At 28.6% G+C, this 11,815-nt stretch carries 11 protein-coding genes; 5 read left to right on the top strand and 6 right to left on the bottom strand.

Features of this window, described 5'->3' with window-relative positions:
* The first annotated feature begins 24 nt into the window (after window positions 1-24).
* The gene (locus Q0617_RS13945) at window positions 25-822 is read left to right on the top strand and encodes a DNA ligase (protein WP_298754116.1); all 798 of its coding nucleotides are present in this window, start codon (window positions 25-27) and stop codon (window positions 820-822) included.
* Here Q0617_RS13945 and gmhB read toward each other — a convergent pair.
* The 6 genes from gmhB to ispG are packed head-to-tail and all read right to left on the bottom strand — an operon-like array spanning window position 806 to window position 5,865.
* Complete coding sequence (gmhB, locus tag Q0617_RS13940) at window positions 806-1,336, bottom strand: D-glycero-beta-D-manno-heptose 1,7-bisphosphate 7-phosphatase (protein WP_298754114.1); 531 nt, start codon at window positions 1,334-1,336, stop codon at window positions 806-808. The genes Q0617_RS13945 and gmhB overlap by 17 nt on opposite strands.
* A 10-nt stretch (window positions 1,337-1,346) precedes the next feature.
* A complete protein-coding gene (locus tag Q0617_RS13935; protein WP_298754111.1) occupies window positions 1,347-1,742 on the bottom strand; it encodes a prepilin-type N-terminal cleavage/methylation domain-containing protein in 396 nt (131 codons plus the stop codon).
* A gap of 55 nt (window positions 1,743-1,797) precedes the next feature.
* Window positions 1,798-2,517 (bottom strand): hypothetical protein, encoded by a 720-nt coding sequence (locus tag Q0617_RS13930; protein WP_298754108.1) that lies wholly within the window; start codon window positions 2,515-2,517, stop codon window positions 1,798-1,800.
* A 27-nt stretch (window positions 2,518-2,544) separates the two neighbouring features.
* Window positions 2,545-3,294: a 3'(2'),5'-bisphosphate nucleotidase CysQ gene (cysQ, locus tag Q0617_RS13925; protein ID WP_298754106.1), complete on the bottom strand. Its 750-nt coding sequence runs from the start codon at window positions 3,292-3,294 to the stop codon at window positions 2,545-2,547.
* A gap of 9 nt (window positions 3,295-3,303) precedes the next feature.
* Entirely contained in the window at window positions 3,304-4,743 is a 1,440-nt protein-coding gene (locus Q0617_RS13920; RefSeq protein WP_298754105.1) for a replicative DNA helicase, read from the bottom strand.
* Window positions 4,744-4,800: 57 nt separating this feature from the next.
* A complete protein-coding gene (gene ispG / locus Q0617_RS13915) occupies window positions 4,801-5,865 on the bottom strand; it encodes a flavodoxin-dependent (E)-4-hydroxy-3-methylbut-2-enyl-diphosphate synthase (protein ID WP_298754104.1) in 1,065 nt (354 codons plus the stop codon).
* Window positions 5,866-5,959: 94 nt separating this feature from the next.
* Here ispG and Q0617_RS13910 point away from each other — a divergent pair, with 94 nt between their 5' ends.
* From Q0617_RS13910 to Q0617_RS13895, 4 genes are all read left to right on the top strand, one after another.
* Window positions 5,960-8,149, top strand: coding sequence for an ATP-binding protein (locus Q0617_RS13910; protein ID WP_298754102.1), 2,190 nt, complete (start codon window positions 5,960-5,962; stop codon window positions 8,147-8,149).
* Between the two features lie 74 nt (window positions 8,150-8,223).
* Window positions 8,224-8,940 carry a CvpA family protein gene (locus Q0617_RS13905; RefSeq protein ID WP_298754100.1) on the top strand — a complete coding sequence of 239 codons (717 nt, stop codon included), beginning with the start codon at window positions 8,224-8,226 and terminating at the stop codon, window positions 8,938-8,940.
* Between the two features lie 9 nt (window positions 8,941-8,949).
* Window positions 8,950-10,470, top strand: coding sequence for a lysine--tRNA ligase (lysS, locus tag Q0617_RS13900; protein WP_298754796.1), 1,521 nt, complete (start codon window positions 8,950-8,952; stop codon window positions 10,468-10,470).
* 66 nt (window positions 10,471-10,536) lie between these two features.
* Window positions 10,537-11,799 (top strand): serine hydroxymethyltransferase, encoded by a 1,263-nt coding sequence (locus Q0617_RS13895; protein ID WP_298754098.1) that lies wholly within the window; start codon window positions 10,537-10,539, stop codon window positions 11,797-11,799.
* Window positions 11,800-11,815 lie beyond the last annotated feature (16 nt).

The raw sequence follows: 11,815 nt of genomic DNA, 5'->3' as shown, positions 1-11,815 counted from the left end.
TTTTATATTATTTATGGAGTTCATATGAAAATATTAATTATCTTTATTTTTATTATCTCAAATATCTTTAGTCTTGATTTAGAAAAACCCAAAATATACAAAGAACATAATATAAATAATTGGCTTATGAGTGAAAAGTTAGATGGTATTAGAGCCTATTGGAATGGAAAAACTCTATATACCAAAAACGGAAATAAAATATTTACACCAAATGGATTTACAGATAATTTTCCACCCTTTGAACTTGATGGTGAACTTTGGAGTAAAAGAGATGACTTTGAGAATATTCAAAGTATAGTTTTAGATAAAACTCCAAGTTCAAAATGGAGTGAAATAACATACAACATTTTTGAAACTCCAAATACTAAGGGCAACTTTTATGTACGGTTAGAAAAAATTAAAAATTGGTTTAATCAAAATCCAAATATAAATGTACATATAATCAAACAAATACAATGTAAAAATAAAAAAGAACTAAATACCTTCCTTGAAAAAATTGTATTATTAAAAGGGGAAGGAGTAATAATAAAAAATCCAACTCTTGAATACATAAATAAAAGAAGTAAAAACTCTCTGAAGGTGAAGAGGCATTATGATGATGAAGGAATTATTCAAAAAATTAATTATGTCGATCATAAAATGAAAAGTTTAAGTATCAAATTAAAAAATGGAATTTCCTTTAACCTTGGCAATGGATTTACAGATAAACAAAGGTTAAACCCGCCAAAGATAGGAGAGCAAATAACATTTAAATATTATGATTTAACTAAAAATGGCAAACCAAAATTTGCTTCATTTTTAAGAGTTAGAGAGAAGGAGTAATTATATTTTTTGCTTCTTTTATAGAGTCACATACAAAATCCGCAGGGCAATCTTTTTCATCAAAAGCATGTCCTGTTTTTACTTGAATTGTACTTTTTATACCAGCATTTTTTGCACATAGGATATCTGATTTCTTATCTCCTATTAGCCAAGATTTTTCCAAGTCAATATTATGGTTTTTTAAAATATTATCTATCATACCACTTTTTGGTTTTCTACAAAGGCACATCTCATCTGGATTGTGAGGGCAATGTTCTACTTGAGAAATAGAGATTTGTTTTTTTTCAAATTCACTTAACATCCATGATGTTAATTTATCAAAATCATCTTTAGTATAATAGCCTCTACCTATACCTGACTGATTTGTGATGATAAAGAGTTTGTAACCACTATTTTGTAAATGTTTTAATGTATCAAAAACACCATCAATAAACTGGAAATCTTCTATTTTTGAAACATAGTTTTTTTCTATATTTATAACACCATCTCTATCTAAAAAAATTGCTTTTTGCATTATTTGTCCATTATAATTCATAAATTGTTGAGGCAATACCAGAATCTTTTATTTTTTCGCAAATTTTCCCGCTATTGTCATTGGCTACTATAACATTTAATTTTTTATCTTCTATTGAAATAGTTATACAAGGAGTTTCGTTATCATTAAATGTAGCTGTTATTCCATCTACTTCCCATATATTTTGATTTAAAGTTAAAGCACTCGTAAAGTCATCTAAACTATCATTTACAAGATAATAAGATCTAACAGAAGAAACAATAGTAGCAATATCTTTTTTTATTATTGCAACTTCAGCATTTGCTTTAGTATCCATCAATTTTGGAACAGCAACAGTAGATATAATTCCAATAATAACTATTGCAAAAATCAACTCTAAAAGTGAAAAAGCTTTTTTATATGCCATGTTAAACCTTTTTAATAATAAAAAAGATTATATCATGAAATTTTTAAATTACTTTTTAATTACTAAAAGATAAAAATTTATTAATTGCTTCTTTTACTTCTTTTACTCTATTTTCATCACCTTGTAATCTATCAAAATATTTTTCTATTGGCTCAGATTTATCAATTTGTGATATTTTTGAAAAAATCTCTAAAAATACATAAAAAGGAACATCATCCCCTCTGCTTAAGAAGTGAATTGCACGCTGTAGTGACACAAAAGGATTTGTATTAACCCTTGATAAGCCATTTTTCTTTGTTAAAACATAGTCAACAAACTCTTTTCTTATATCTGCTTCTACAATTTCTATAGTAAAGTTTTTTGTATTTAAAACACACTTAAAACCTATCTTTGTCGAATAAAAATCAAAAATATCAACTATAAACTTTAAATCTTTTTCTAAAAATCTTTCTCTGTAAACTAGTTGAATCAAATCTGTATCATAAAAATAGGTATTTGAGTTATTTTCATACAAAAAATATTTTCTATCTAAGTTTGAGCATACTCTTTTTAACTTCTCTTTTGTAGTTAAGAAAATATCAATATCTCTAAAACTATCCGCTTTTATACAAGAACCAGCCAAATAAAACTCAACATATTCATCTTCAAAGGAGTCAATTTTTACATTTTTGAAAAAATTTTCTAATTTGTAAATTACATTTTCTAATCTATACTCAAATTTTAATACTAAATCATATGGTATAAAATCAAAATCATTAAAAAATTCATATTTCATCTTAACTCCTTTTTATTTTATTATATATTATTTAACCACAAAATCAGGATTCAACAACTCTTCTTTGTTGTAAATAAGTGGTTTTTGCGTCTCAAAATGATATGTCATCTTTCCTGCAATTCTTACAATTGCATCTGCTGCTGCTGTATCCCACTCCATGGTTGGAGCAATTCTAGGATAACAATTGGCACTTCCATCTGCTACTAAACAAAGTTTTAAAGAACTTCCCATTGAAATTAACTCTTTTTCTTTTGAAGTTTCTATATTATCTATATACTCTTGTGTCTCTTTTGACATATGAGATTTACTTGCTACTATGATATATTTATTATCATCTCTATTTATTGGTAGTTTGTGCGTGTTTTTAAATGCTCCCACACCTATTTTTGCACTATACATTACATCAATAGCAGGAGCGTAAACCACTCCTAGAACTGGTTCGTGATTATGTATTAAAGCAATATTTACAGTAAACTCATCATTTTTTTTCACAAACTCTTTTGTTCCATCTATTGGGTCTATACACCAATAATACTCCCAATTTTTTCTTATCTCATAATCTGTTTGTTTATTCTCTTCAGACATGATTGGGATATTTGGATATAGATTTTTTAAACTATTACATATGATTTCATTTGCTTGTAAATCAGCTTCAGTTAAAGGTGACTTATCATCTTTATACTCAACTTTGAAATCTCTTTTGTAAATTTCCATTATCACTTTGCTAGCTTCTAGGGCTATATTTTTTATATCATTTAAATCTATATTTTCTAACAAAAAGCTCCCCTATAATATATTTGGTATGTCAATATTTGTCTCTTTTTGATTATCAGCAACAGACTCAAAAACAACTTCAATAGGAGCTTCGCCTCTATGTTCTTTATCTATAAATTTTGTTAAAGCTTTATGGAAGTCAAGTTTTACTGTTCCTATTGGTCCATTTCTTTGTTTACCAATAATAACTTCTGCCTCTTCTATTGGTTTATTTATAAATGATGATTTATACTCATCACCTTTATCTTTTGCCTCTTTTTCTTTTCTAGCTTCATCTCTTTCTTTGTATACATCATCCCTATATACAAACATAATAATATCCGCATCTTGTTCTATAGAACCAGACTCTCTTAAGTCACTTAGCATTGGTCTTTTATCAGGTCTATTCTCAAGTCCTCTATTTAGCTGAGAAAGGGCAATAATAGGTATTTTCATCTCCCTTGCTAACATTTTAAGACCCCTTGAAATATCAGAAACCTCTTGGTGTCTATCCTTATTTCCTGTTCCTTGCATAAGTTGCAAATAATCGATGATAACTAAAGAGATATTATTATCTTTATTTTGGGCTAGTTTTCTCACTCTTGCTCGAAGTTGGTTAATATTTACACTTCCCCCATCATCAACAAAAAGTTTCTTTTTATTTAAATCTTCAAAGGCAGCACTTAATGTTGACCATTGTTGGTCATTTAAATCACCTTTTCTAAGATTTTGTAACTCAATTGAGGTCTTAGCAGCTAGCATTCTTAGCATCAGTTGTTCTGCTGGCATTTCCAGTGAGAAAAAAATCACCCCTTTATTTGCTTCAACATTTTTAAGTGCCATATTTAGCACTAATGCTGTTTTACCCATAGCAGGACGTGCTGCAATAATAATTAAATCCCCATCATTAAAACCAGTTGTTTTTTTATCTAACTCATAAAAACCTGTTGTTTCACCAATAAGATGTTTTCCACCTAGTTCTTTCATTCTTTTGATATATGACAAAGTATCATCTGTTATTACATGAATATCTTTCAGTTCACTAGATGCCGAATCAGTAGTGATTTTATAAAGTTCATTTTGAACTGTATCTACAGCTTGAGTTGCTGGAATATCATCTTCAATTGCTACTTTTTTTATGGTTGTTGCAAGTGTTGAAAGCTCTCTTTTTACACTTCCATCTTTTATCTCTTTTGTATAAGCTAAGGTATTTGTTATTGGATTTGCGGAAAGAATTTCAATAAGAATATCATCATCAACATCTTTTGCACTTACTCTTTTTCTAATGAACTCTTCATCGATTGGCATATCATCATTATGAAGTTTTTCCATCACAGCAAAGATTTTTTGATGAGCAGGAAGATAAAAATCTTTTGCTTTTAAAATCCCTAAAACATCTTCTATCTCATCGGGATTAAATAAAATTGAGCTTAAGACTGCTCTTTCTATGTTTATACTATAAATACTATCCATTATTTCTCCAATTAAAGGATACGATTCTAGCTAAGAATAGATTATTCTTTTGTTAATCTACTCTTTTTGTTTTTCTACTTCTTTTTCAACCTCTTGCAAAAATCGTTCAAGTAGTTCTTCTGTAGGAAGTTTGGCTATGGTTTCACCTTTTTTTATAATCAAACCACTACCTTTTCCATATGCAATTGCCACATCAGCACTTTTTGCTTCACCCAAGGCATTTACAACACAGCCCATAACAGAAACATTTAGAGGAGTTTTTATATGTTTTGTTCTCTCTTCTACCTCTGCTACTGCACTTACTAAATCAGCTTCAATTCTTCCACAAGTTGGACAAGAGATAATGTTTAAGCCCTCTTTAGTAAGCCCTGCATCTTTTAATATAGCTCGCCCTACTTCAATCTCTTTTTCCAACTCACCAGTTATAGAAATACGCATAGTATCACCAATACCATCAAGAAGTAGGCTTCCTAATGCAATAGATGATTTAATAGTTGAGTGAAAAAGTGTCCCAGCTTCAGTTACACCTAAATGAAAAGGATAATTATTCATAGGTCTTAAATCTCTATAAGCTTGAACAGTTCTTTGAACATCACTAGCTTTTAGAGATACTTTTATATCTGTAAATCCTAAATCTTCTAAAAATTTGATATTGTAATCAGCAGAGGCAACCATACCCTCAGGTGTTTGTCCATATTTATCTTCAAACTCTTTTTCTAAAGAACCACAATTAACCCCGATTCTTATTGGTAGATTTCTATTTTGGCAAGCACGAACTACCTCTTTTACTCTATCTTTACTTCCAATATTTCCCGGATTTAATCTAATACAATCAACACTTTCAGCAGCAATAAGTGCAAGCTTATAGTTAAAGTGTATATCTGCAACAAGGGGTAAAGAAGTTTGTTCTTTGATACTTTTTAGTGCAAGGGCAGCTTCCATATCTGGAACAGCAACTCTAACTATATCAGCACCAGCAAAGTGTAATTGTCTTATTTGCTCTACTGTAGCTTGGATATCTGATGTTTTACTATATGTCATAGATTGAACAGATATTGGAGCATCTCCACCAATTGCAACATTACCAACATATATTTTTTTTGTAGGGTATCTTTTTATCATGACGGGATTGTAGCAAAAAAAGATAAATTTTAAAATAAAAAAAAACTTTAATATTTTATATAAGAAATGGTACAATTTTATATATGGAGAAATAATGAATAAAAAAGCATTTACCATTTACATATTATTATCTATACTTATACTTCTAACAGTAATAATCATTTCATTTAAGTACCTTGAAAATGAAGAAGATAGGTTATTGAACACAAAATTTACACTTCTATCAAAAGAGATTAAAAAAAATATTAGTTTTTTAATTGAAGATAAAAAAGTAGCCACACTATCTTTTAGTATTGCAGCATCTAAAATTGAAAGAGTAAAAAATGCTTTTATTTCAAAAGATGTAGATAATTTAGACTTTTCTTCTTTTTCCAATGAGCTAAGAACTGAAACAAAATTTAAAAATGTTTGGTTTCAGCTTATTAACAAAGAAGGTAAAAGCATTTATAGAAGCTGGAGTGAAAAGAGAAATGACTCTTTATTATTTAGAGATGACATAAAAGATATACTTAAAAATAAAAATATAAAATCCACTATAAGTGTGGGACGTTATGATATGACATTTAGCTCATTGATTCCTATTTTTGAAAATAATCAATTTATAGGAATTTTTGAAGTTATAACACACTTTAACTCCATATCAAGAGCCTTAGAAAAAACAAAAAGCGATACTATCGTTTTAGCTGATAAAAGATTCTCCAAGACTGTAGTTTTTCCTTTTACCAATAATTTTATAGATGAATATTATATTGCAAATGTAAATGCTAAAGAGTATTTGATAGATTTAATTAAAAATTATGAAGTAGATACTATCTTAAAAAGTAATGATGACTTTTTGATTTTGGATAATCATTTCGTAATAAGCTATAAAGTAGATGATTTTAAAAATAAGCACGTTGGATATATAATTCTTTCAAAAAAACTTCAAGATATAGATATTAGTGAAATAAAAAAGTTTAAAACTAATTTCATGTTTAATATAGTCTTTACACTTGTTATTTTATTCTTTATTTTAACACTTATTTTTTATTACTTCTTTTCAAATAAAATTATCCTTGAAAAGAGAAAAGCTCAAAAGATACTTGATTCACAACAAAATATTATTATCTTAACAGATGGTGAAAATCTAAATAATGCAAATAAACAGTTTTTAAACTTTTTTAATCAATATAAAACAATAGAAGAGTTTAAATTAGAACATAAATGTATCTGTGAGATGTTTGTAGATTTAAAAGATGAAAGTTATTTAATAGAAAAAGATTATGATGGCAAAAACTGGGCTGAATATATCTTGACAAATCCAGAAAAAAGCTTTAAAGCTGCCATGAAAAAAGATGGAAAATTAGAACACTTTGTTTTAAATGTGAGCTTAACACAGTTCAAGGGTGAAAATATACCATATATTGTAGTTACACTTACAAATATAACAGCTGATATCAAACAAAAATCTGAACTAAAACGTCTAAATAACAACTTAGAAAGTTTAGTTGATATAAAAACAAAAGAGTTAAAAGATTTAAATGAATTTCTTGAATTTAAAGTTGAAGAAGAGATTAAAAAAAATAAAGAAAAAGATAGAATACTTTTTCAACAAAACAAAATGGCTTCAATGGGAGAGATGTTAAATAACATTGCCCATCAATGGAGACAACCATTAAGTGCAATATCAACTTCTGCAAGTTCTATTTTATTGAAAAAAGAGTTAGATGTATTAGATGGTGAATCAGTAAAGTTTTTATGTTCACATATTGTTGAGAGTTCAAATTTTTTATCAAAAACTATTGAAGACTTTCGAATGCTTTTTAAAGATAATGAAAAAGAGAGTAAGTTCCTTTTAAAAGAGGTAATATCAAAAGATATTGAGCTTATTAATAACATACTTGTTCGTGAAAAAATAGAAGTAGTTATAGATATTCCAAATGATATTGAACTTTTTTGTAGTAAAAATCAATTTCAACAATCAATACTGAACTTGATAAATAACTCAATTGAAGCACTTATTGAAAATATAGATGAAAATAGATTAATTATTATCTCTTATGCAAACTCAATCTTAAGTATTCAAGATAATGCAAAGGGAATAGAAGATGATGTAATTGAACACTTATTTGAACCCTATTTTACAACAAAACATAAAAGTCAAGGAAAAGGACTTGGTTTGTATATGTCTAAAATGATTTTAGAAAAAAATATGAATTATAAACTTCATGCAAAAAATGACCATTTTACCTATAATTCAAAAGAATATTTTGGTGCAAATTTCATTATAAACTTCAACAAATAAACCAATAACTAACCATTAACTTTTATTTTAACTATTTTCGATATAATTGCCAAATATTATATAAAAGGAACTAGATGCAAGAGTTTTCTACTTTTGACATGATTGTTGTTGGGATTTCAGTAGTTTTAGGACTAAAAGGTCTATTTAAAGGTTTTATAAAAGAAGTTTTTGGACTTGTTGGTATCATTGGAGGTATATTTATAGCTTCAAGAATGTCAGAAGTTGTAGGCAATCTTATTAAACCAATAATTGGAATACAGAGTAATGCAACTCTTTCACTTATAGGATTTGTAGCTACTTTAATTGGATTTTGGATTTTAGTTTATATCCTAGGTTCTATTTTAAGTAAAATTACTGAAATGAGTGGACTTGGTGCAGTAAATAGACTGCTTGGGTTTATTTTTGGTACAGCTAAAATATTTTTAATAATTTCTGTAATTGTTTATGCCCTATTTCAAATCGAATCATTCAAATCAACACTAAATGAGAAATTTTCTAAATCTTTAGTTTTTCCATATTTAGTAAAAACTGGTGGTTTTATAGTTAAACTTGATACTTCAAAATTCATGCCAGCAAAAAATGATGAGCCAGTAAAAAAAGAACAAACAGAAGTAAAAGAGACAACTAGTGAAGAGGAAGTATTAGAAAATACTCCTGCACCAACTGAAGAGCCAAAAGAGACTCTAGGTGATAAAATCACTGAATCAACAAGTGAAGCTGTTAAAAAAGTAAAAGAGACAGCAAGTGAAATAATAAAAGATACACTTACAAAACCGGCAGAAGAAAAATAAAGGATTTAAATATTGTTTGAAAATAAATATATACAACAAAGAATTGAAAAAGCAAATAACTTAAGAGAACTTGGGGTAAATCCATATGCCAATGAATCAAAAAGAAATACAACAGTAGCAAAATATTTAAATGTAAATAGTGATATTTTTCAAAAAGAAGATAAAAGAGATGAAAAAAGACACTATATAGTTTCAGGAAGAATCAAATTTTTCAGACTAATGGGAAAAGCCTCTTTTTTAAAAATTGAAGATGAGAGCGGTATTTTACAAATTTATGTATCAAGAGATAATTTACCAGAAGGATTTTATAACGATATATTTAAAAAGAATATTGAAGTTGGTGATATTATAGAAGTGGGTGGATATCCTTTTGTTACGGGAAAAGGTGAGTTATCACTACATGTTGATGATGTACAAATCCTTACAAAATCTATTTCTCCTCTACCAGAGAAATATCATGGTATTCAAGATAAAGAGTTAAGATATAGACAAAGATATTTAGACTTAATTATGAATAGCGAAGTTAGAAAAACTTTTCATGTTAGAAGTAAAGTGGTAAGTCTTACTAGAAGATTCTTTGAATCAAAAGGCTTCTTAGAAGTAGAAACACCTATGATGCATCCAATTGCAGGTGGAGCTAATGCTAAGCCATTTACTACTCATCACAATGCACTTGGTGTTGATAGATTTTTAAGAATTGCACCTGAGTTATATCTAAAAAGATTAATTGTAGGTGGGTTTGAAGCCGTATTTGAAATCAATAGAAACTTTAGAAATGAAGGAATGGATGCAACACATAATCCTGAGTTTACATCTATTGAGTTTTATTGGGCTTATAAAACATATAAAGATTTAATAGCAATTACAAAAGAGTATTTTGAGTATCTGTTTGAGCATTTAGATTTACCAACAGTTTTACCATATGGAGATTTTGAAATAGACTTTAATCAATTTTCAGAGATTCCTCTTATCCAATCACTTTATGAAATAGGTGGAGTTCCACAAGAGATTGTTGAAGATAGAGATAAAATCATTGCATTTATGAAAAAAGAGAATTTAGAAGTAAATGAAAATATGAATATTGGTCAACTTCAAGGTGAACTTTTTGATGAGTATGTTGAAGCAAAATTAATTAATCCAACATTTATAACTGAGTATCCAGTTGAAATCTCGCCATTAGCTAGAAGAAATGATGAGAAGACACACTTAACAGATAGATTTGAGCTTTTTATTGCAGGTAAAGAGATTGCAAATGCATTTTCAGAGTTAAATGACCCAATTGATCAACTTGAAAGATTTGAAAGTCAAATGGCAGCAAAAGATGGTGGTGATGACGAAGCACATGAAATGGATGAAGATTTTGTAAATGCTTTATCTTATGGTATGGCTCCAACAGCCGGCCAAGGTATAGGAATAGACAGACTTGTTATGATGTTAACAAATCAACACACTATTAGAGATGTATTGCTATTTCCAGCAATGAAACCAATTAAGCATGAAATAGATTTACATGCAGATGAGGAGAATTAAAAAAAGTGATAAATTCACTTTTTTTAATTCGAGTAAAAATATTAAACAAAATCGGAGAATTAAAAAATGAGTTATATTAGTAGTAAAAATTTAGAACAAGCAGATAAAGAAATTTTTGACATCATAGAAAATGAGCTAGAAAGACAAACTCATCATTTAGAAATGATTGCAAGTGAAAACTTTACAAGTCCAGCTGTAATGCAAACTATGGGTTCTGTATTTACAAACAAATATGCAGAAGGTTATCCATATAAAAGATATTATGGTGGATGTGAATTTGCTGACCAAGCTGAGCAATTAGCAATAGATAGAGCTTGTGAAATTTTTGGTTGTAAATATGCAAATGTACAACCACATGCAGGTAGTCAAGCAAATGGTGCTGTTTATGCTGCACTAATTAAAGCAGGTGATAAAATTCTAGGTATGGATTTATCTCATGGTGGACACTTAACACATGGTTCTAAGCCTTCATTTTCAGGTAAGAACTATCAAGCATTTTATTATGGTGTAGAACTTGATGGTAGAATTAACTATGACAAAGTTATGGAAATAGCAAAAATCACACAACCAAAAATTATTGTTTGTGGTGCTAGCGCATATGCTAGAGAGATTGATTTTGCAAAATTTAGAGAAATAGCTGATGCAGTTGGTGCAATTTTATTTGCTGATATTGCTCATATTGCTGGTTTAGTTGCTGCTGGTGAACATCCATCACCTTTTCCTCATGCACACGTTGTAACTACTACAACACACAAAACATTAAGAGGACCAAGAGGTGGACTTATATTAACAGATGATGAAGAGATTTCTAAAAAAATCAATTCTGCAATATTCCCAGGACTTCAAGGTGGACCTTTAGTTCATGTTATGGCTGCAAAAGCTGTTGCATTTAAAGAAGTACTTGATCCTTCATGGAAAGATTATGCAAAACAAGTTAAAGCAAATGCAAAAGTTTTAGCTGATGTATTAATGAAAAGAGGATATGATATCGTTAGTGGTGGAACAGATAATCACTTAATATTAGTATCATTTTTAAATAAACCATTTAGTGGTAAAGATGCAGATGCTGCATTAGGAAATGCTGGGATTACTGTTAATAAAAATACAGTTCCAGGAGAAACAAGAAGCCCATTCGTTACAAGTGGTGTTAGAATCGGAAGTCCTGCACTTACAAGTAGAGGGATGAAAGAAAAAGAGTTTGAAATAATTGCAAATAAAATTTGTGATGTTTTAGATGACATTGAAAACAGAGATTTACAAGCAAAAGTTAATAAAGAGTTAGAAGAACTAGCTAAAAACTTTGTTATTTATACTAGTTCAACATATTAATAAACAATATAAAGGC

The organism is uncultured Arcobacter sp., assembly GCF_937982575.1.
GTDB lineage: Bacteria > Campylobacterota > Campylobacteria > Campylobacterales > Arcobacteraceae > Arcobacter.
This window is presented reverse-complemented; position numbering and strand designations above follow the sequence as displayed.

Excerpts from the sequence above, each read along its gene's own strand:
- Q0617_RS13905 (WP_298754100.1), top strand. The coding sequence starts at position 8,224 with ATGCAAGAGTTTTCTACTTTTGACATGATTGTTGTTGGGATTTCAGTA.
- Q0617_RS13895 (WP_298754098.1), top strand. The coding sequence starts at position 10,537 with ATGAGTTATATTAGTAGTAAAAATTTAGAACAAGCAGATAAAGAAATT.
- Q0617_RS13945 (WP_298754116.1), top strand. The coding sequence starts at position 25 with ATGAAAATATTAATTATCTTTATTTTTATTATCTCAAATATCTTTAGT.
- Q0617_RS13930 (WP_298754108.1), bottom strand. The coding sequence starts at position 2,517 with ATGAAATATGAATTTTTTAATGATTTTGATTTTATACCATATGATTTA.
- gmhB (WP_298754114.1), bottom strand. The coding sequence starts at position 1,336 with ATGCAAAAAGCAATTTTTTTAGATAGAGATGGTGTTATAAATATAGAA.
- Q0617_RS13935 (WP_298754111.1), bottom strand. The coding sequence starts at position 1,742 with ATGGCATATAAAAAAGCTTTTTCACTTTTAGAGTTGATTTTTGCAATA.
- ispG (WP_298754104.1), bottom strand. The coding sequence starts at position 5,865 with ATGATAAAAAGATACCCTACAAAAAAAATATATGTTGGTAATGTTGCA.
- Q0617_RS13910 (WP_298754102.1), top strand. The coding sequence starts at position 5,960 with ATGAATAAAAAAGCATTTACCATTTACATATTATTATCTATACTTATA.
- Q0617_RS13920 (WP_298754105.1), bottom strand. The coding sequence starts at position 4,743 with ATGGATAGTATTTATAGTATAAACATAGAAAGAGCAGTCTTAAGCTCA.